Source organism: Paraglaciecola hydrolytica (genome assembly GCF_001565895.1).
Taxonomy (GTDB): Bacteria; Pseudomonadota; Gammaproteobacteria; order Enterobacterales; family Alteromonadaceae; genus Paraglaciecola; species Paraglaciecola hydrolytica.
Map to the genome: position 1 here is coordinate 64,505 of NZ_LSNE01000001.1, position 20,648 is coordinate 85,152.

The 20,648-nt window shown below is 42.7% G+C and carries 15 protein-coding genes; 8 read left to right on the top strand and 7 right to left on the bottom strand.

Translation table 11 applies throughout. The annotated features are described in order from the left end of the window. Positions 1-221: 221 nt before the first annotated feature. Positions 222-749, top strand: coding sequence for a DUF3016 domain-containing protein (locus AX660_RS00290; RefSeq protein ID WP_068370792.1), 528 nt, complete (start codon positions 222-224; stop codon positions 747-749). A gap of 61 nt (positions 750-810) precedes the next feature. Here AX660_RS00290 and AX660_RS00295 read toward each other — a convergent pair whose 3' ends face one another. From AX660_RS00295 to pepA, 5 genes are all read right to left on the bottom strand, one after another. Then, entirely contained in the window at positions 811-2,466 is a 1,656-nt protein-coding gene (locus AX660_RS00295; RefSeq protein ID WP_068370795.1) for a GGDEF domain-containing protein, read from the bottom strand. Continuing rightward, a complete protein-coding gene (locus tag AX660_RS00300; RefSeq protein WP_201027373.1) occupies positions 2,463-3,857 on the bottom strand; it encodes a bifunctional metallophosphatase/5'-nucleotidase in 1,395 nt (464 codons plus the stop codon). Before AX660_RS00300 ends, AX660_RS00295 begins: the two co-directional genes overlap by 4 nt. Positions 3,858-4,096: 239 nt before the next feature. Then, on the bottom strand, positions 4,097-6,886 hold the full coding sequence (locus tag AX660_RS00305; protein ID WP_068370798.1) for a valine--tRNA ligase: 2,790 nt from the start codon (positions 6,884-6,886) through the stop codon (positions 4,097-4,099). Positions 6,887-6,890: 4 nt separating this feature from the next. After that, positions 6,891-7,346, bottom strand: coding sequence for a DNA polymerase III subunit chi (locus AX660_RS00310; protein ID WP_068370801.1), 456 nt, complete (start codon positions 7,344-7,346; stop codon positions 6,891-6,893). Between the two features lie 37 nt (positions 7,347-7,383). Next, entirely contained in the window at positions 7,384-8,889 is a 1,506-nt protein-coding gene (gene pepA / locus AX660_RS00315; protein ID WP_068370804.1) for a leucyl aminopeptidase, read from the bottom strand. 259 nt (positions 8,890-9,148) lie between these two features. Here pepA and lptF point away from each other — a divergent pair, with 259 nt between their 5' ends. Both lptF and lptG read left to right on the top strand, forming a co-directional pair. Beyond that, entirely contained in the window at positions 9,149-10,270 is a 1,122-nt protein-coding gene (gene lptF / locus AX660_RS00320; RefSeq protein WP_068370807.1) for an LPS export ABC transporter permease LptF, read from the top strand. Then, on the top strand, positions 10,263-11,330 hold the full coding sequence (gene lptG / locus AX660_RS00325; RefSeq protein ID WP_068370810.1) for an LPS export ABC transporter permease LptG: 1,068 nt from the start codon (positions 10,263-10,265) through the stop codon (positions 11,328-11,330). Before lptF ends, lptG begins: the two co-directional genes overlap by 8 nt. A gap of 41 nt (positions 11,331-11,371) precedes the next feature. Here the strand turns inward: lptG and AX660_RS00330 are convergent, their stop codons facing one another. Further along, positions 11,372-11,887: an RDD family protein gene (locus AX660_RS00330; protein ID WP_082768667.1), complete on the bottom strand. Its 516-nt coding sequence runs from the start codon at positions 11,885-11,887 to the stop codon at positions 11,372-11,374. A gap of 404 nt (positions 11,888-12,291) precedes the next feature. Between AX660_RS00330 and AX660_RS00335 the strand changes: the two genes are divergently transcribed. Next, positions 12,292-13,038: an SDR family NAD(P)-dependent oxidoreductase gene (locus tag AX660_RS00335; protein ID WP_068370814.1), complete on the top strand. Its 747-nt coding sequence runs from the start codon at positions 12,292-12,294 to the stop codon at positions 13,036-13,038. Positions 13,039-13,153: 115 nt separating this feature from the next. Here the strand turns inward: AX660_RS00335 and AX660_RS00340 are convergent, their stop codons facing one another. Next, the gene (locus tag AX660_RS00340) at positions 13,154-13,885 is read right to left on the bottom strand and encodes a FadR/GntR family transcriptional regulator (protein WP_068370817.1); all 732 of its coding nucleotides are present in this window, start codon (positions 13,883-13,885) and stop codon (positions 13,154-13,156) included. A 392-nt stretch (positions 13,886-14,277) separates the two neighbouring features. Here AX660_RS00340 and AX660_RS00345 point away from each other — a divergent pair, with 392 nt between their 5' ends. The 4 genes from AX660_RS00345 (at position 14,278) to AX660_RS00360 (ending at position 20,648) form a co-directional block, all read left to right on the top strand. Continuing rightward, the gene (locus AX660_RS00345) at positions 14,278-16,539 is read left to right on the top strand and encodes a polysaccharide lyase 6 family protein (RefSeq protein ID WP_068370820.1); all 2,262 of its coding nucleotides are present in this window, start codon (positions 14,278-14,280) and stop codon (positions 16,537-16,539) included. A 71-nt stretch (positions 16,540-16,610) separates the two neighbouring features. Continuing rightward, positions 16,611-17,918, top strand: a complete 1,308-nt coding sequence (locus tag AX660_RS00350; RefSeq protein ID WP_068370823.1) for an MFS transporter — start codon at positions 16,611-16,613, stop codon at positions 17,916-17,918. 69 nt (positions 17,919-17,987) lie between these two features. Further along, positions 17,988-18,941, top strand: coding sequence for a sugar kinase (locus AX660_RS00355; RefSeq protein WP_068370826.1), 954 nt, complete (start codon positions 17,988-17,990; stop codon positions 18,939-18,941). Between the two features lie 495 nt (positions 18,942-19,436). Continuing rightward, positions 19,437-20,648: an NAD(P) transhydrogenase subunit alpha gene (locus AX660_RS00360; protein WP_082768668.1), complete on the top strand. Its 1,212-nt coding sequence runs from the start codon at positions 19,437-19,439 to the stop codon at positions 20,646-20,648.

The window sequence follows — 20,648 nt, forward strand, 5'->3', positions numbered from 1 at the left end:
TAAAAGGATGTAAGGTTTTTCACATCATTGACTCTGATGTGATTTGTGGCCAGCTTTGGCTGGCCAATTTTTAAGATATTGAAAGCAGGGAATTTTAAGTTTACTCGGTTGGTCTATAGTGTTAACCGTGTTAGATAGAAGACAAACAGACATAATTCAGTTAAGGTTCAGTCTTATTTGTTTATGCTGTATTTCGTTTGAAAACGAGTGAGGAGCAAGACATGAAAAAGTTATTAGTACCTCTTATGACCAGTTCGTTATTACTGTGTACAACTCAAGTATTGAGTCAGGCACAAGTCGAAATCAACTGGGAAAACCCAGAGAAATATCGTGACGTCAGACCGACGATGGAATCTCGGGTTAAATTTCGTGAACATACCTTTGAGCAGTTGCTGGAATATTTGCAAAAATTAGCGGCAAAATTGCCCGACGATCAAAAGCTATCATTAAACGTTACTAACTTGGATCTTGCGGGTCAAGTTTGGCCTGCGTCCTTTGTTGGTTTTGGTCATGGTGCTAGCGATGTACGGGTGATTAAGAATATGGATATTCCACGTATCAGTTTCACTTATAAGTTAGTGAATACCACAGGTGAGTTGATTCAGGAAGGTGATGTTGAGTTAAAAGACATGGCCTTTATGGATAGAGCGAATCGTTTTTTCTCCAGTGAGTCACTACGTTATGAAAAAAACATGCTGAAAGACTGGTTTGACGATGAGTTTCCTGAATTAATGGTAAAAACCAACTGAAATCAATCATAATAAAAAACCGCTTTTGGCGGTTTTTTTATGTCTGTTGTTATCCACCGTATTATTGGGTTGTGTCATCACTGCAAAATTGATTTTTACCATGGTCTTTGGCGACATAAAGCGCCTTATCAGCTCTGCTGAGTAATTTATCGGGTAGAAGGACTAAGTCAGGGCCAGATACAGCAATACCCATGCTGATAGTAATAAACGGAGTTACTGTACTGTACTCATGTTTGACCTTGGCCTCACTTATACTGTGCATAATGTTGTTTGCAATGTCTTTCGCGCCGGCTAAGTTTGTATCCGGCAGTATGCAAACAAACTCTTCGCCCCCGTAACGCGCCACAAAATCTGATGATCGTTTCAGCGCATGTTTAATGCAAGTGGCGATTATTTTTAAACATTCATCACCCGCGGCGTGGCCGTAGTTGTCGTTGTAAAGTTTAAAACAATCAATATCCATTAATAAAATCGCCACGTGGGATTTTTTACGAATAGACAATTCAATATCGTGTAATAAACGTATGTCGAGTGCGCGGCGATTAGCGATGCCGGTTAAGCCGTCGGAAAGCGACATGTGCTCTAATTTGATTTGTTGTTCTTCTATGGTTTGAGTGAATAAATTAAACGTATTGGCGAGATCGGTTATCTCATCATTGCCTTTGATCCTTGCAGTGATGTCATCACCTTTGATTTTACTTTTGACCAAGTTATTCAAAGACTGTAGGCGGATAATGACGTGTTTTTGGATAAACAATATCATCAGAACCAGCGATACAATACCGACTGTTAACACTAAACCAATCAAGGTAATTTCTTTGTTAGTGCGTTGTACGGTTTTGCTCAACTGATCGGTGACTTTTTGCTCGGTTTCTTTCGCCGAGTATTCCAGTAAACGAGCAAAATCTTGGATTAGATTATGTACAAAATTCTCTCGACCAATCACTCGTCCATCTATACGTAATTGCATTATTTTTAAAGGCAGCAAACCTTCATCCTGCAAAATAAGTTGGGCTAGATTATTGGTTAATCTGAGTTTTTGATCTTGATGCTCTCCTCGTTCAGCGTATTTTTTGAGCACTTCTATGTCGTTATTAAATTGCCTGAACAACTGCCTGACTTCCTGTAGTCGGTTCATATTTAAGCTTCGATTAACACTGGTAATGGTTCTGGATAATTGCAAAGACCATTGATAATCAGCACCCAGCTGGGCGTTTTCTTGGAGTTGAGGCTCTAATGCCAATGCGACGGCATGTAACTTATGAATGGCATTTTCTTTATCTTTAAGTTGCTGGTTTATCAGCAATTTCTGTTTTATTAAAGTCGTAAATTCACTGATTTCTAAGCTGATGATATCCAGTTGTAAATCAAGAAACTCATTGTGAAAACGCTTTTTCGAGATATTTTTCAGATAGTCTAAATATTCTGCAATATTTTGTTCAGCAACACGTTTAGCGGCTTCAGAGGTGGATTTAGATAATTGCTCGGTGGCTTCTAATAAACGTGATGATTGACCGTAAAGTTGGCTAGAGATCACTATATCGGGTAATGAATGTTCGGCCACATCATTAAACATGGCTTTAAAATCAAGCAAACTGCTATAGGTTAACCAGCACAGCAGCAGAAATAAGGCCAGAATAGTGCTACCTGTCAGACTAAAAACCCTGATTAAAGAGACTCTTCTCGCCTGCATACCTTTTTGGCTAGTCGCCGTCATTGTTCCATTCTCACAATTCTTGACGTTAACTTAGGGGTAATAGTTTGTTGTTTTTGGATGGCACGTATCACAATATCTGAAACCAAAGGCGTATTTTGGCTTAACACTTCTAGATTTTGTACATCATTAAACGCAGTAAAACCATCTCCACCTTTCACGATATAGTCGGAGGTTGCAAGTTTATATTGTTGGTTGAGTTTAAGGGCTTTGCCATTAATTTGTACATTCTGCACTCGTTTGCCCACGGGCTGTTCAAGTGAGTAGCTGAAGCTCATCCCTGATACTTGTAAAAACCTTCCTTTGATGTCTTCGACTTGGCTAACCCCGTGTTCAAGTGCCGCCCACAGCTGTGCACCTCTGATTGATACCACTGACAAATGTGTTCTATAAGGTAGTTCACGAATGATATCGCCCCGAGTCAGGATACTATTGGCCTGATAGTTTTTGTCACCACGCACAGATCCGCTATTAACCATGGCGATTTCAGCGTGAGCCGCTTCTTTTAAGGCATCAGCAATAAAATTACCAAAGGCGTTTTCTGCCGTTCTGATCAAGGTTTTTTGGCTGTTCATTGGCTGACTTAAGGTGCCGATGGGCTGGCTTAACAAACGGTTGAGTCGTCTTGTGTATTCATCAATCAATATTGCCGTGGCCGTATGGTCTGGGTAAGTATTCAGATCTAAATTTAGCTCGTCAATACTAAGCTCTTTTGGAGAATTTTGTGGCCACGACAGTTTTAAGACTAAGGTGGTTTTTATATCTGACAAGATATAACGTTTGGCTAATACCGCAGGTTTTTCACTATGCTCATCATGGGCTGTTGGCAATATTCGCAGAGCAAAATCAATTTTCTTGGTATCAAGTAGAGCCTGATAATAATCTTTTTCTTGAGAGTAGAGCATGACAATTAAGTCTGCCCCTTGCTGCTCTAATTGTTTAATCTGTTGGTTGAGTAGAGCTTGGGGCTCCAATATCGAGATCCGCTCTAATAAATATTCCTGAACAACACTCTCGTCCAAGATGGAAATAAAACCCACACTTAAACCACCTTTATCAATAATGATATTGGTATTAATGCCTTCCATATTACTTTTTGTCAGCGGGTCATAAATGTTAGAGCTCACAAAAGGAAAGGCGGCTTCGTATGATCGTAAACTGAGTTCATCTTCAAAATAACTGAATTCACTTTTACCGACGGACATCAAATCGGGTTCAAGGGTATTAAGAATATCGATAATATGAGAACCGCGATCTAAGCTCGACAATGAACTTGGGCCTAAACTTGAGCCACCAAAGACAAATAGATTTTGTTCATCTTCTTGTCTGGATTTTTCCAATAAACTAGCAAGTTTGGGATAGCTGCCCTTATTCGCCGGACCAATTTCTGGCATGTTAGAAGCAAAAACAAGAGTGAGGTGTTTTTGTTTTGCCGTTTGTGCGCTAAGCACTGTTGGCAAAAGCAGGAATAATGTGAAAAAGATCCAACGCGGCGTAAGTGGCATTAGTTGCAGCATTAGGGCCCAGAGTATAAAAAGTGTTGAATAAGTGTACTAAAAAAATCGTGCTCAACACATAGTTAATGCACGATTCTAGTTATTTACCAATAAAAAGGCGTTATATATCGCCCCTACTACAGGGCCTCAATAGTGACCTTTTGTTCTTGCAGTTTACCTATTTGCATCGAAAAATCGGCTAACTTGGCTTGTTCTTTTTCAATGACATCGGCTGGCGCATTACTCACAAACTTTTCGTTAGCCAGTTTGCCTTGAGTGCGATCAAAGTCTTTTTGCAACTTATCTAAAGCCCTAGCAATACGTGCCAACTCAGCTTCTTTATTAATCAAACCAGCCATGGGGATCAGGATCTCCATTTCACCCACTAAAGCGGTGGCTGAGGCTGGCGCACTTTCGTCCGGTTCCAGTAACGTGATACCGTCGAGCCTAGCAATGGAGCCAAGGAAAGCTTTAGTTGTTTGCAGTCTTTGCCAATCTTTGGGACTGGCGTTGCGCAACAAGACACTCAGCGGTTTACTCGGTGCGATGTCCATTTCGCCACGGATATTACGGATGCCCAGTACAAAACTCTTCATCCATTCGATGTCATCAAGTACTTGTCTGTCTAACAAGTTGGCATCTTGCTGAGGGAAAGTCTGCATCATGATGCTGTGCTGTTGTTCCGTGCTTAGTACCTTGCACAAAGGTGCCACTCGTTGCCAAATCTCTTCGGTGATAAACGGCATAAAGGGATGCAAAATTCGTAGTAGGTTTTCCAGTACATTAACCAAGGTATGACGTGTACCACGCTTTTGCGCTGTAGTGCTGTGTTCAGAATTTAAAATCGGTTTAGTCAATTCTAAATACCAGTCACAGAACTGATTCCAAGTGAACTCGTAAACGACTTGCGCAGCGATATCAAAACGATAATCAACTAAGGCTGTTTCGAATTCTTTTAGGGTCAGTTGTAAACGCGCCCAGATCCAGCGGTCAGCTAAGCTGAGTTCGAGTTCATCGCCACTTTGTGCTGCATGTAGCCCGTTGTCTTGATCTTCGGCATTCATCAATACAAAACGTGAAGCATTCCATAACTTGTTACAGAAGTTGCGATAACCCTCAACTCGTTTTACGTCGAAATTGATATCACGGCTGGTGGATGCCATAGCAGCGAAGGTAAAACGCAAGGCATCTGTGCCATAGGCAGCAAAGCCTTCAGGATAACTTGCTTGTGTTAGTTTTGTGATTTTTTCTGCAAGCTTAGGCTGCATCATGCCCGAGGTGCGTTTAGCGACTAAAGCTTCTAGGCTAATACCGTCTATCAAATCAATAGGATCGATAACATTACCTTTTGATTTAGACATTTTATCGCCATTTTCATCACGGATAAGGCCGGTAATATAAATTTCTTTGAAAGGGATTTTGCCAGTGAATTTTTTGGTCATCATGATCATTCTAGCTACCCAGAAGAAAATGATATCAAAACCAGTAACTAATACGGCGCTGGGTACAAAGGTGTTTAACTCTGGCGTTTGTTTTGGCCAACCCATGGTTGCAAAAGGCCACAAAGCCGATGAAAACCAGGTATCCAATACATCTTCGTCCTGACGTAAAGCCACATCGGCAGCAATATTATGTTTGGCACGTACTTCGGCTTCTGTGCGTCCGACAAATACTTGACCATTGGAGTCGTACCAAGCTGGAATGCGATGTCCCCACCACAATTGGCGCGAGATACACCAATCTTGAATGTTGTTCATCCATTGGTAATAGGTTTTATCCCAGTTTTCTGGCACAAACTTTATTTCGCCGCTTTTCACTGCGTCGATAGCGGGTTTAGCTAATTCTTCAACCGCTACATACCATTGGTCAGTTAGATAAGGTTCGATCACGGCAGCAGAACGGTCGCCCCGCGGTACTTTAAGTTTGTGAGGTTCAATTTTGACTAATACCCCAGCAGTCTCTAAATCAGCAACGATTTGTTTACGTGCCACAAAACGATCTAAACCTTGATACTGCTCTGGCGCCAGATTATTGATCTTGGCATCGTCAGTTAAGATGTTGATCACTTCTAAACTATGACGTTTACCCATTTCATAATCGTTAAAATCGTGGGCCGGGGTGATTTTTACACAGCCGGTACCAAATTTGGGATCCACATAGTCGTCGCTGATGATTGGAATTAAACGGCCAGTCAGAGGCAGTTTGATTGATTTACCGATCAAGGTTTGATAACGCGGGTCATCGGGATGCACGGCAACGGCAGTATCCCCTAACATGGTCTCGGGGCGAGTAGTGGCAACCACCAAAGATCCCGAACCATCTGCTAAGGGGTAACGGATGTGCCACATAAAGCCATCTTCTTCCTCGTTGAGTACTTCGAGGTCAGATACGGCGGTGAGCAATACCGGATCCCAATTGACTAAACGTTTGCCACGGTAAATAAGTCCTTCTTCGTGCAAACGCACAAAAACTTCATTTACCGCTTCAGATAGGTCATCGTCCATCGTGAAAACCTCACGATCCCAATCGGGTGATGTACCCAAACGGCGCATCTGTTGGGTAATGGTGCCACCTGATTCGGCTTTCCAGTCCCAGATTTTTTCCACAAAGGTCTCGCGGCCTAAATCATGGCGAGTTAAACCTTTAGCATTAAGCTGACGTTCGACCACCATTTGCGTGGCGATACCCGCGTGATCGGTACCACATTGCCATAGAGTATTGTCACCTTTCATGCGGTGGTAACGGGTGAGCGCATCCATGATGGTTTGTTGAAAACCATGGCCCATGTGCAGACTACCTGTCACATTGGGGGGAGGTAACAAAATACAATAAGGCTCGCCTTGACCGCTGGCTTTGAAATAGCCGCTTGCTTCCCACTGCTGGTAACACTGTTGCTCAATGTTTTGTGGGCTATAGGTTTTTTCCATGGGTTTAATTCTCTTCGATGCTTGAGGCAGCCAAGGTATCAAGTTGATGACCTGCTGCACGGTAATGTTTGTATCTTTCTCGTGCCTGAAGCTTGAGGTTTTCCTCGGCTGGCACAAAGTCAAAAATTTGTTTGAAGCCTAAATGACATTCAGGCATTAACTCGGCCAGATTAATCAATACAGCACGGGACATTTGCGCAGGCGTTTGCCAGTGAATTTCTACCGGAGCGCCACCCACTGGGCCTTCACCTGCCAGATTATGTGGCACAAAACTATTAACCGGTAATTGCCACAGCAATTCGTCAAACTGCTCTGCTTGCTGTTTGTCTTGGCACAATACAATGCACTTTTGTTTTTGCCTAAAACAGCGCGCTGCCACTAAACACGCCAGACTAAGCTGGGCGGGTTCAGGGGTATTTGCTGATGTTTCGTCCAACAAGTAAAACGACACTTGAGCCATGATGTTGATTACATTCCTGGGTTACTGATATGGCGACTTAATCTTCTGTGACTAAGCCGGCACGAGTCATCAAAAACTGTGATAACAAAGGTACTGGGCGGCCAGTAGCCCCTTTGTTTTTGCCACTAACCCAGGCTGTTCCAGCAATATCCATATGCGCCCAATTGTACTTACGTGTAAAGCGCGATAAAAAACATGCTGCAGTGATGGCACCTGCTGGGCGACCACCAAGGTTACTCATATCAGCAAAAGGACTCTCGATTTGCTCTTGATACTCATCCCATAAAGGTAGGCGCCACGCTTTGTCACCGCTTTGCTCAGAGGCATTTATTAACTCGTGAGCAAGAGGGTTGTGACTACTCATTACTGCGGAAGCGTGTTTACCTAAGGCGATAACGCAAGCACCGGTTAAGGTTGCTACATCAACGACTAACTCAGGATCAAAACGTTCGACATAGGTAAGCGCATCGCATAATACCAAGCGACCTTCTGCGTCAGTATTTAATACCTCAACGGTCTGGCCTGACATAGTGGTCAGAATATCACCTGGGCGATAAGCATTGGCATCAGGCATGTTTTCACAACCCGCCAATATACCCACGATATTAATGGGCAAGTTGAGCTCGCTGATGGTGTGCATAGTCCCTAATACACCTGCAGCTCCTCCCATGTCGTATTTCATCTCGTCCATGGCTTCGCCTGGCTTAATTGAAATACCACCTGAGTCGAAGGTCAAACCTTTACCAACCAGCACTATTGGTGCTTGGTCAGCAGGGCCACCTTTATGTTCCATAATGGTCATAATGGATTCGTTGGCTGAACCACGACCTACGGCCAGATATGAATTCATACCTAGCTCCTGCATTTGTTTTTCATTAACTGAACTGACATGCAAATTAGTATACGTTGCCGCCAAGCCCTGGGCTTGTTCGAGTAAATAAGCAGGATTACAAATGTTAGGAGGCATATTCGCCACATCTTTGGTGGTTTTCATGCCAACAGCTACCGCTAAACCATGGGCCAATGCACGTTCACCAATCGGCAATTCACGACGAGTAGGCACGTTAAACACGATTTTACGAATTGGACGACGTAATTCGCCTTTTTTGGTCTTTAGCTGTAAAAAAGTATAAAGCGCGTCTTGAGTAGCTTCAACGGCCTGACGAATTTTCCAGTAAGTATCACGACCTTTAACATGTAACTCGGTTAAAAAGCTAACAGCTTCCATGGCGCCGGTTTCATTTAAGGTTTTAATGGTTTTAGCAATAATTTGTTTGTATTGGCGCTCGTCTAATTCTCGCTCTTTGCCACAACCGACTAACAATACCCGCTCGCTTAGTACGTTGGGTACGTGGTGCAGTAATAACATTTGGCCCGCTTGGCCTTCTAAATCACCACGCCTAAGCAAGTTGCTGATATAACCTTCGCTGATAATATCGAGTTGTTCAGCCACTGAAGTAAGGCGTCGTGGCTCAAATACCCCGACAACAATGCATGCACTACGCTGTTTTTCCGGACTACCGCTTTTTACGCTAAATTCCACACGCTTTCTCCACTACCTAAAGGCTTTTTATAAACAATGACACCAGATTAAGCCCAAGAAATTGTTTTGCTTACGAGCAGAATAGGGTATTGCTGTGATAAGATTGCAAGATCAATTTTGGCCAGACATAATCTTTAAAGATTCGAGCGGCTAAGTGCATTAAAAACGCACGCTACACAAATTAAACTTGAGAAAACGCTAAGTTTACTTAAAATTTCCCGTAGCGCCACTAAAATACCACTTTTCCTTTGGAACAGACGTGCTGATATTTCGATATTTAGTGACAGAAACTGTCAAATCTCAAGTTGCCGTTTTTTTGCTGTTGATGGCTATTTTTATCACGCAAAAGTTTATTCGTGTATTGGCTGAAGCCTCTAACGGTGAGATTCCGGCCGGTTTGGTTTTGGGCTTTCTTGCGTTAAGCATGCCGGTTCTGGCATCGCTTATTTTACCTTTGAGTTTGTTTTTGGGCATTATGCTGGCGCATGGGCGATTATACGTCGACAGCGAAATGAGTGTGATGCGTGCCTGTGGGATCAGCGAGTGGTATATCACGCGGGTAATGTTAGTGGTGGCCTTAGTCATGGCCTTGTTAACGGGAGTTTTAACCCTGTGGTTGGCGCCCTTAGCCGTCGAAAGTGAATACCAATTGGAAGAAAAAGCCGGTGCGCAAAGTGGCTTAACGTCTTTAATTCCTGGTCGTTTTCAACAAACCGCCAATCAACAAGCTGTGATCTTTGTTCATGACATTGATATCGGTGAAAGCCCTCTTCGTAAGATTTTTTTAGCTCAACGCACTAAAGACTCGGATTCTCAAGATATCAGGGTGGTCTATGCGCAAAACGGCGGGGTAAAAGCAGAAGCCAATGGCGCCGAAAAACTCGTGCTTAAAGACGGTTTGCAATACGAAGGCACCCTAGGTCAGCAGGACTATCGGGTCATTGAGTTTGCTGAATATCAAATTCAGATTGCTGAACAAGAAGTTGAGCAACAAAGACGTAAATTAACGGCTATTCCCACTCTTAGTTTGCTGCAAGAAGAAGGCATTGATGCATTGGCTGAGTTGCACTGGCGCATTGCTTTACCGTTGTCTTTACCTTTTTTAGTGTTGATTGCCGTGCCCTTAAGTGCGGCTAATCCGCGGCAGGGGCGTTTTGGTAAAATGTTTCCCGCATTGTTATTGTATCTTGGTTATTTTTTAATGTTGATGGCGGGGCGTAAAGCTTTGGAAGACGGGCATATTCCACCACAAGTGGGTTTGTGGTGGGTACATGGTATTTTGTTGAGTATAGGCACAGCCTTGTTACTTAAGGGGCGCCCCTTAGGTGCGCGTTTGCGGGCAAGCTTGAAAGCAAATGCGAGAGGGCGAGCCCGTGTTTAAGATAATTGACTGGTATATAGCACGCACTTTATTTTCTACTACCGCAATGAGCTTAGGGGTACTCGTCGGCTTAAGTGCATTGATTAAATTTATCGAACAAATGAAATATGTAGGTCGTGGCAGTTACGACATGACGGCTGCCGGTGTATATATTTTTCTCAGTTTACCTCGTGAATTAGAGCAGTTTTTCCCCATGGCAACCTTAATAGGTGGTTTAGTTGGCATGGGCATGCTGGCCAGCAACAGTGAACTGGTGGTCATGCAAGCCTCAGGACAAAGCCGTTGGAACATTATTGTATCTGCAATGAAATCTGCCTTGTTGATGGTGGTTTTTGTGATGATGATAGGGGAATGGGTTGCTCCTGTTACCGAAACCAAGGCCAAAGAAATCCGTACACAAGCCATTTCGGGCGGTAGCTTGTTTTCATCCGAACGATTGGTGTGGGCCAAAGATGGTGAAAATTTTGTTAGCATTGGTGAGGTTATCGATAAAAATACGTTGCGAGATATCACCGTTTATCGTTTTAACGATAAGTTGACTCTGCAACAAATAGTCAACGCCAAACAAGGTGTTTTTGATGGTGAGGCCTGGATGTTAAATCAGGTTGAAGAAACCCAATATAGCCCCGAACAAATCACGGTTGTCCATAAGGCTAAAGATAGTTGGAGCTCCACTTTGACACCCGATAAGCTGAGTGTGGTGAAAGTTAAACCTGAAGCCTTATCCATTACAGGTTTGTATCAGTATATTCAATATTTAGAAAACAACAGTCAGGACGCTGATCGGTACGAACTGGCTTTGTGGCGTAAGCTTTTACAACCTCTGACCGTAGGCATTATGTTGTTAATGGCATTGTCGTTTATTTTTGGCCCCTTACGCAGTGTAACCATGGGCGCCAGGGTAATCTTGGGGGTATTAACCGGTTTTGGTTTTTTTGTTAGCAACGAAGTGTTTGGCGCTTTAAGTGGCGTGTATCAGTTGCCGCCTTTTCTGGGTGCTGTGTTGCCTAGTCTGGTGTTTGCATTTTTTGCCATATTTCTATTACAGCGGCGAAGTTAGTTGCTGAGCTCAGTACCGATGCTCAGCACTACTGAGCGGCATTAGTCTTGAATATCCTTCCAGGCAACATGATGATTGGCTTCTTTAGTGAGATATACCACTTCAGTACCAGCTAAACGGTCTTGCAATGACTGTTTATGTTTAATATCAAATAGTACTAGTAGTGTACCTAAGCCACCCAAAGAGCAGATTAAACGTAACAAAGCACGGCCATAACCAAAAGGTTGTGTTGTGGTGCTAAAGATCCGCAATCGCCAAGCACGCATACCGATTGTTTGTCCGCCGTTACGCCAAAACCACAAAAAAAAGCCTGCCACCCATAAGCCTACCCACAACTGCATAGATACTTGGTATAACAAAGATTGTTGCATCACATCACTGACATGTTCTAAACCACCTTTATCTAAAACACCATTTTCATACAGTAGAGTGAAAACCACTGTCATGACTATTGCCGCAACCATAGCGACAGCGACGGCCACCAGAAGATCATAGACCATTGCCGCGAGACGGCGGAAAAAACCTGCTCTTTGAAAATTTTGTATTGTTGTTTGCATGACATTGTTCTTGAATATTTTTGCCAAGTTTATCAGCATTTAAGCAAAATATAATGAGTGAATTTAAGCAGTTTGCTGCGCGTAGAGATCGTTCATGAGCTTATGACTAGTAAGCCCTTGTTTGTATGAATTATTGCATGTCCCCGGGCCACCCAGTTGCCATGTATTTTAGTACACCTTTGATATTGGTTAGCTGGTTTGGTTGTAAATTAATTGTAATAAGCACTATCTTGGTAAGGCCAAATGTGAATTATTGGTTGACAAGTGTAGTGGTTATTGGTTAGTTTTACCTGATTGGCAAGCACCAATCATTATTTTGACCATGACATTCCACTTTTTGGCTTTGCTGTTAAAAGATTAGTTTGTCATTTAAGAACCTTAGTTATCTTTTACGGAGAGAATAAATGTCAATGGCAAAAAAAGTGGCGATTGTCGCCGGTGGTGGACGTGATATCGGGCGTGCTTGTGCTTTGGAATTAGCCCGTAGAGGCGCCAATGTGGTTATCACTTACCACTCAAGTTCTACTAGCGCCTTAAGTGCCGTAGCAGAAATGGAAGCCATGGGTGTAAAGGCCATGGCCTTACAAGCTGATTTAACCAAGCAAGAAGGTGTTGAAGCTTGTGTAAAAGCGACCTTAGACACCTTTGGTCAAATAGATACTTTAGTACATGTTTCTGGTGGCTTAATTGAGCGCATAAAAATTACTGATATGTCGTTAGAACACTGGCATAAAGTGATGGATTTGAATTTAACGTCTTTATTCATGATGAGTAAGGCCTGTATTCCACATATGGCCGCGGGCAGTACCATTGTGACCTTGGCCTCACAAGCAGGTCGTGATGGCGGCGGTGGCGGCGCAGTGGCTTATGCAACATCTAAAGGGGCGATTATGACTTTTACTCGTGGTTTGGCTAAAGAGCTTGGCCCCAACATTCGGGTTAACGGTGTATGTCCTGGCATGATTAGCACTGGTTTTCACGATACCTTTACCAACGATACGGTCCGCGCAAACGTGGCTGGTGCCACAGCATTAAAACGCGAAGGTCAATCGGCAGAAGTGGCTAAATTGGTTGGCTTTTTGGCTTCGGATGAGTCGTCTTATATGACGGGTAACAATATTGATATTAACGGTGGCTTGCTGTTTTCGTAAGGCCGTCTTTTAAGGTTAACGGATAATTCAACCTAAGGTTTTCCAAAACCCGCGTACCCTGCGGTAGGGGCACTGAAAAGTGCCCCTTTTTATTTTCTAGCGATAAAAGCGCAGTCTAGTTTACCAAATGGTTAAGTGAATACAGGCCGCGAGTTTCATTGGATTTACGCTTCACTTCTTCTAAGGCTTTAGCTTCACTGACGGCAAACAAGGCATTAATTAAACGGTTGAAGTGGTGATGCATGGCACTGCGTGCTGCCTGTGAGTCTTTGTTTTTTAGGGCATTATAAATACGCGTATGCTCATCTAACCTGTCACTGTCACTTTGACTGCATACATTTTTATAAGCATTTTTAATTTCGTCGCGGGTATCCCGTAATTTCCATAAATTCTCAACGGCCAATACCACAGCGTTATTACGAGTGGCATTGGAGATGATGATATGAAATTCGCGATCTGCTTGATCAGCATTGATACCTTTTTGCATAGCTTCAAGGGTTAGTTTTAGTTTTGCCAGTTCAGCTTCGGTAATAGTAACCGCGGCAAGGGCTGCAGCTTCGCCTTCAACCAAGGCACGTGCTTGCGTCAATTCAAATGCACTACAAGGTCTGCTGTCTTGTTTAGCTCCCTTCATTTCCAGCACATAAACACCTGAACTGGTTTTGACTTCAACCCGTTGGCGTACTTCTAAAGCGATAATGGCTTCACGAATAGTAGGGCGGCTGACCAAGTAAGTTTCGGCTAACTCCCGCTCGGGAGGTAAACGGCTGCCTGGTGGATAAGCGCCAGAGTCAATGAGGGTCTCAATTTTTTCCACTATGTTCCAAAACATACGTTTGTTTTTCATTTTTATTTATTACCTTTATACATAGTTTTTGAGTGCCAATATTAGTGCTAATCATATCTAATCTTGGTGCAAATTGGCAAAACCAATTAATATAAATTCCGCCAATAAACATTTTATTTACATTTATAATACACGGAGTTATTGGTAATACCAAAATATTTGTTATTGGTAATAGCTTATGTTAATAAATGGTTGACATAATTGCATTAAATTGGTTACATATTCATGTCTTCACAAATGCCAAGCGAGAATCTCAATGTTATTAACTATAAAGTTAATGGGGATCAGCTAAGCGAAATTTTAATCACAGTAAATGTAAGTAGCAGTCATTATGGGGATTATTAAGAGCTCAGTCACTAATCCCTTTGTCTGTCTTCAGCAGGTTTTAAAAAATGTTTTTAAATCAAATGTATAAAAAGGTAGTTTGGGTTTTTTTGCTAGTAGTGTCGTTGCTTATAAGCAATCTGGCCTTAGCTAAACAGTACTTAGTAAAAACACCAGATGAATATAATCGAGCGGCTAAACGTTTGCAGCCCGGTGATAAAATCGTATTGGCCAACGGTGTGTGGCAGGATTTTGAAATATTGTTTGCCGCAAAAGGCACAGCCGATAAACCTATAGAATTAACTGCGAAAAATAAGGGTCAAGTTATCCTGTCTGGCAAATCCAATTTGCGTTTAGCCGGTGAATATCTTGTTGTATCAGGTTTAGTATTTAAAAATGGATATAGCCCTACTGGCGAAGTGGTTTCCTTTCAGCAAAATTCAACAAACGTGGCCAATCATAGCCGAGTGACGGAAGTTGTTATCGATCATTTTAATAATCCTGATAAGTTTTTGTCCGAATATTGGGTAGCAATGTATGGTCGCCATAATCGTTTTGACCACAATCATATTGAGGGAAAAAGTACTTCCGGTGTGACTATGGCGGTGCGTCTAAACAGCGAAGCTAGTCAACAGAATCATCATCAAATTGATCACAACTATTTTGGTCCTCGTCCTATTCTTGGCTCAAATGGTGGTGAAACCCTACGCATTGGTACTAGCCATTATTCACTTAGTGATTCTTTTACTGTGGTTGAAAACAACTACTTTGATCGCTGTAATGGTGAAGTAGAAATTATCTCGAATAAATCAGGCAGTAATACCTTTCGTAACAACGTATTTTTTGAATCTCGTGGCACGCTTACCTTACGCCATGGCAACGGCAATTTAGTAGAAAATAACGTATTTTTTGGTAATGGTGTGGATCACACTGGTGGTATCCGAGTGATTAATGGTGAGCAAACCATCCGCAATAACTATCTGTCAGGTTTGACTGGTACACGTTTTGGTGCTGGTTTTGTGGTAATGAATGGTGTGCCCAACTCTACTATTAATCGTTATCATCAAGTTAAAAATGCGCTGATCGAAAACAATACCTTGCTTGACCTTAGCTACATCAATTTAGCTGCGGGTAGTGATAAAGAGCGTACTGCGACACCGGTAGATAGCCAGTTCAAAGCTAATTTGGTTATTAATCGAGATAATCATGCTCCCATTCAGCTATTAGATGATGTCAGTGGTATCGCCTTTAGTAACAATGTGAGTTCACAAGCCACTGCTAAAGAGATTAGCTCTGGTTTTACACTGACCGATACCAAGCTTGAACAAGCTGACAATGGTTTATGGTATCCCGCTGATAAAGCTCTCGCCGCATTAGGTGCATCTCGCTCGTTACAACCTATTACCAAAGCTCAAGTAGGCCCAACTTGGTATGTTAAAAACAGTTTAACCGTGGATTTTAGTGCGGGTCGCAAAGTAGCGGTTAGTAGTTCCGAGCAATTGGTTGAAGCTATTGCTAAGGCGCAGCGTGGTGATCAGCTTATCTTGGCTGATGGCACTTATATTCTTGATAAGGTGCTTAGTGTTAGTACGGTATTAAGTTTACAAGCCACCAACCCAGGACAAGTCACGTTATACAATACCCGTTCGTTGATGTTTGAGTTACAGGACGGTGGCAGTTTAAAACTGCAGGGTTTGATTATTGATGGTAAAGACGCACCTGACTCTGCCGGCAATGTACTGATCCGTAATACCAAACTACCTACGCTGCAAAACTTCACCTTGGAATTGGATCAACTACAGGTTGTTAATCAAAATATTAATCATTCTTTTCATGTATTTGATGCAGGCTATCGCAGTTTTGCTGATTTGATCAGTATTACTAATAGCCGTTTTGCCAATATTACTGGTGATATCTTACGTTTGAATAAAGAGCAAGATGATCTGGGGATTTATAACGCCGAATACGTGATCATCAGAAATAATGAATTTAGCAAGGTCGAAGGGGCGATTGCCAACGTTTACCGAGGTGGTACCGATGAAAGTACTTTTGGCCCTCATGTCGATTTTAGCCATAATACAGTCACAGACAGCAGTATGGGCAAGCGTAACAAAGCCAAGGCTAGCTTGCTATTACATGGTACTCAGGTGAATAAAGTTGAGGCAAACCAGTTTGTTAATTCTGCAGTGGTGGTTCTTGAGCATACCGTTGGTGAGCCGACTACCACTATCACCAATAACGTATTTGAAAACAGCCCTGAGCCTGTTATCAAGCAACTTTTTCCTTTAAGTGGTGCAACCGTGACGATGAGTGGCAACAAGACCCAATAAGGTTTGTTGCCATTACGTGAGTAAAACGTTTTTGGCTTAACAATGATGTTAAGCAAACAAGAGTAATAAAAATGAAAATGAAAAATCTTCGTTGGTGGATAGTGGCCTTGGTTGCCCTCGCAACCGTTATTAACTACATCGATCGTTCAGCTTTGAGTGTGCTTTGGCCTGATATTGTCGAAGAATTATTTCCAAACGAATCGGACTTAGAACGTAAACAAATCTACGCCAATATCTCTATTGTGTTCATTTTATCCTATGCCTTTGGTCAGGCTATTTTTGGCAAGATATTCGACTGGATTGGTACACGTTTAGGTTTTGTTCTATCCATTGGTGTTTGGTCTTTAGCTACCGCAGCTCATGCGTTTGCCCAAGGCATGTTGAGTTTTAGTATTTTTCGAGCAGTTTTAGGTGTTGCTGAAGCAGGTAACTGGCCTGGTGCTGCTAAAAGCAACGCAGATTGGTTTCCCAGCAAAGAGCGCGCTTTAGCTCAAGGTATCTTTAATTCGGGTGCCGCGATTGGCGGTATCATTGCGATTCCGTTGATTGCTTATTTGACGGTATTTTTTAGCTGGAAAATGGTGTTTGTAGTAATTGGTTTAGTGGGTTTATTGTGGCTTATTCCTTGGCTTATCTTGGTTAAAGCGCCGCCTAAGTCTCATCCTTGGATCACGGAAGAAGAGCGTGAATACATATTAAGTGGCCAAAGAAGTGCTGATGCTATTGATACAAATAATAACGCTGATGAAGAGGAATATAACCCTTCAACGGCTGAGTTGCTGTCGCGTAAACAAAGTTGGGGGGTGATTTTAGCTTCAGCGGCGATAGATCCCATCTGGTGGTTGTTTGTTTTCTGGATCCCAATTTATCTTAACGAAGTTTATGCCATGGATGTTAAAGCCATTGGTATCTACGGCTGGGTGCCTTACGTGGGAGCCATGTTTGGTGCGTGGTTTGGTGGTTTGTTGGCGCAAAACCGCATCAAAGCGGGTTGGAATGTAGACAAAACACGTAAGTTAACTATTACTCTTGGTTGTTTGATTATGTTACCCGCGTTGTTAGCTATGGCAAACCCTGGTGGGCCGACTACTGCGGTAATGATCATGGCAGTTATTTTATTTGGTTTCCAAACCGCCATCGGTAATGTGCAAACTCTGCCCAGTGACTTATTTGGTAAAAAAGCCGTAGGTACCCTGTCTGGTTTCTCTGGCATGGCCGCTAAATTAGGCGCTTTAGGTTTAACCGCTTTAGTACCTATTTTAACCGCGGATGGTAACTATACTCCGGCGTTTGTGATCGGCGCCTCATTAGCCGTTATAGCAATGCTCGCCGTGTGGGTGCTTATCCCTAAAATAGAGCCTTTAAAAAGCAACAAATAAGCGTTTAGCTGAACAAAATTAATTAAAAATTTATCGGACTTTTTAAGTTCATTTTATCCAGGGTTTATCATGCAAAAAGTTGTGTTATTTGGTGAGTGTATGCTCGAATTACGCCAGTCAGAAGCAAATACTATGCATCGCTCTTTTGCGGGGGATGTATTTAATACTGCGGTTTATCAAAAGCGTGCGTTTGCCCAGCAACAAGTGAGTTTTATGACGGCCTTAGGCCAGGATGTTCTTAGCCAACAGCTGGTTGATAATTGTAAAGCTGAAGGTCTGAACTGCGATTTAGTGCGTTATTCAACGTCGCATAATCCTGGAATTTACCTAGTACAAACCGATGCACAGGGTGAACGCTCATTTTTATACTGGCGTGAAAACTCAGCCGCTCGTCAAGCCATGAAGTTGCTTGACGAAGAGGTGCGTAATCAAGTGTGTAAAGCGGATGTGTTTTTCTTTTCAGGGATTTCACTGGCTATACTTGCACGGGAAGATCGTGCCTTGTTTTGGCAGTTTTTAAACGAAGTACAAAAAGCTGGCGTCACTATCGCTTTTGACCCTAATTATCGTGCTCGTTTATGGGAAAGTGCGGAAGATGCCAGACAACAGTTTGCCTTGGCCTTTACCGCCAGTTCTATGGTATTGCCAGGTATCGAAGACTTTTCCGTGTTGTACGGATTAAACGAGTTAAAAGATATTGTCGCTTTTTGCGAGCCTTTTAATATCAAAGAGTTAGTGATTAAAAATGGCGGAAACAGCGTGTTTTGTCGCGCTGGTGACTTTGAGTTAACCCAAGCTGTTAAACCAGTCGCTAAGGTAGTAGATACCACCTCGGCTGGTGACTCATTTAATGGCGTATATTTGGGGGCACGATTAGCGGGTTACGACATTGGGCAAGCCATTGAACTGGCAGCCAGTGCAGCAGGTTTAGTCATCCAGTTCCCTGGAGCAATTATTCCAAATGAGAATTTTAAAGCGCTTATTGATCAACAAATATTGGCATTTGAACATCTGGCTAAGTAAGTATTTACAAAGCTAAAACAAATTTTTATAAGTTCAAAAGTGATTTTAATAAATCGCCAATTAACCCCTTATCATTGGAGTTGCACGGCGGCGGCAAAAGAATGAGACCCATGAGCTTAGTTCTCTAAGTGATTGAGGCGAATCAGTGCAGCCAACAAACGTGCAGTTTCAAAGATGAAGGGGGTATACATCAATAAATACGCAGAAAAGCCATCACCCCGGCAAAAATATCGAAGCTGAGCGCTGGGGTAGTGGTTTAAAAATTATACCCTATTCACTGAGTTTTAAGTCTTCAGTTGGTAAAGGTAACTATAAGCAGTGGATCCCACCTTGCACCAATATTCAGTTTCAAAGCAGTAGTTAATTTAGGTAGTAAACGACGAGTTCATATTTTTTACGGGCTTCTATAGCCTGTATAAATACTGTGAATTTTCCGTTTGCAGCCTATGAGTGCATAGTCGTTAAGACGCTTTGGATCATTGTTTAGGGGAAATTATGCCTATTATTGGATTTCCGGTGGAAATAAAACCGGGTGAAAAACGCTGTGCGTTATTGCCAGTTAATGTAAAAGCTTACACCTTGTTAGGTGCAAAGGTAGTTATTGAAAAAGGCCTTGGTCTACATCTACATATTAGTGATGCTGAGTACGTGGAAGCTGGCGCAGAAGTGGCAGTAGATCGTCAAAGTTTACTCAAACAAGCCAATATCATTTTAGCTTTGCATAAGTTGCCAACCAAAGATCTAAGGCATTTAAGTAGTGGTTCTTTGTTGGTCAGTTACCTCGATCCCTTTAATGAATCGGCCTATATACAACAACTAGTCAGTGGGAATATTTCTAGTATTAGTATGGAAATGATCCCGCGTATCAGTCGTTGTCAAAAAATGGATGCATTAAGCTCACAAGCCAGTTTAGCGGGTTACGTGATGGTATTGCAGGCAGCGAATACCCTAGATGCGGTATTCCCTATGATGATGACACCAGCCGGTACACTTAAACCTGCCAAGGTCTTTATTATTGGTGCAGGCGTGGCAGGTTTACAGGCTATTGCTACCGCTAAACGTTTAGGTGCCAGTGTCACGGCGTTTGATACTCGTACTGTAGTGGCAGAGCAAGTTCGCTCCTTAGGCGCTAAGTTTTTAGATATTGATTTGGGTCAAACTGGCGAAACGGGGCAAGGTTACGCCCAAGCTCTAACGCCGGAGCAAATGCAAATTCAGCAACGTGAACAAGCTAAATGCATCGCGGACTCAGATATTGTAATCACCACCGCGCAACTCTTTGGCCGTAAACCACCAAAGTTAATAGACCAAGCCACTATTGCCAGCATGCGTGCCGGTAGTGTGATCGTGGATATGGCTGCCGAAAATGGCGGTAATGTTGAAGGTTCAGTGGTTGGCCAAACCGTTGAGATAAATGGAGTGAGCGTGATTGGCACAGGCTTTTGGGCCAACGGTGTAGCCTTACATGCCAGCCAAATGTATGCCAGCAACCTCTTCAGTTTAATCAGCGAATTTTGGCACAAAGACAACAATGAGTTTGTTTTAGATGTGTCGGATGAAGTGTTATCGGGCTGTGTAATCAGCCATCAAGGTAGTGTGGTGAATAAAATGATCAGCGATTTTTATCAACAAAATGGCGTGCTGATTAAGCCTGAACCTACTTTGCAAATCAACGCGCAAACCAACACTGCATCACAGGAGGCCTAA

What these genes read in the sequence shown, in the direction of transcription:
- AX660_RS00295 (WP_068370795.1), bottom strand. Translation starts at nt 2,466, where the DNA reads ATGACGGCGACTAGCCAAAAAGGTATGCAGGCGAGAAGAGTCTCTTTA.
- AX660_RS00355 (WP_068370826.1), top strand. Translation starts at nt 17,988, where the DNA reads ATGCAAAAAGTTGTGTTATTTGGTGAGTGTATGCTCGAATTACGCCAG.
- AX660_RS00330 (WP_082768667.1), bottom strand. Translation starts at nt 11,887, where the DNA reads ATGCAAACAACAATACAAAATTTTCAAAGAGCAGGTTTTTTCCGCCGT.
- AX660_RS00340 (WP_068370817.1), bottom strand. Translation starts at nt 13,885, where the DNA reads ATGAAAAACAAACGTATGTTTTGGAACATAGTGGAAAAAATTGAGACC.
- AX660_RS00305 (WP_068370798.1), bottom strand. Translation starts at nt 6,886, where the DNA reads ATGGAAAAAACCTATAGCCCACAAAACATTGAGCAACAGTGTTACCAG.
- AX660_RS00310 (WP_068370801.1), bottom strand. Translation starts at nt 7,346, where the DNA reads ATGGCTCAAGTGTCGTTTTACTTGTTGGACGAAACATCAGCAAATACC.
- AX660_RS00300 (WP_201027373.1), bottom strand. Translation starts at nt 3,857, where the DNA reads ATGCCAGAAATTGGTCCGGCGAATAAGGGCAGCTATCCCAAACTTGCT.
- AX660_RS00335 (WP_068370814.1), top strand. Translation starts at nt 12,292, where the DNA reads ATGTCAATGGCAAAAAAAGTGGCGATTGTCGCCGGTGGTGGACGTGAT.
- AX660_RS00350 (WP_068370823.1), top strand. Translation starts at nt 16,611, where the DNA reads ATGAAAATGAAAAATCTTCGTTGGTGGATAGTGGCCTTGGTTGCCCTC.
- AX660_RS00290 (WP_068370792.1), top strand. Translation starts at nt 222, where the DNA reads ATGAAAAAGTTATTAGTACCTCTTATGACCAGTTCGTTATTACTGTGT.
- AX660_RS00345 (WP_068370820.1), top strand. Translation starts at nt 14,278, where the DNA reads ATGTTTTTAAATCAAATGTATAAAAAGGTAGTTTGGGTTTTTTTGCTA.
- AX660_RS00360 (WP_082768668.1), top strand. Translation starts at nt 19,437, where the DNA reads ATGCCTATTATTGGATTTCCGGTGGAAATAAAACCGGGTGAAAAACGC.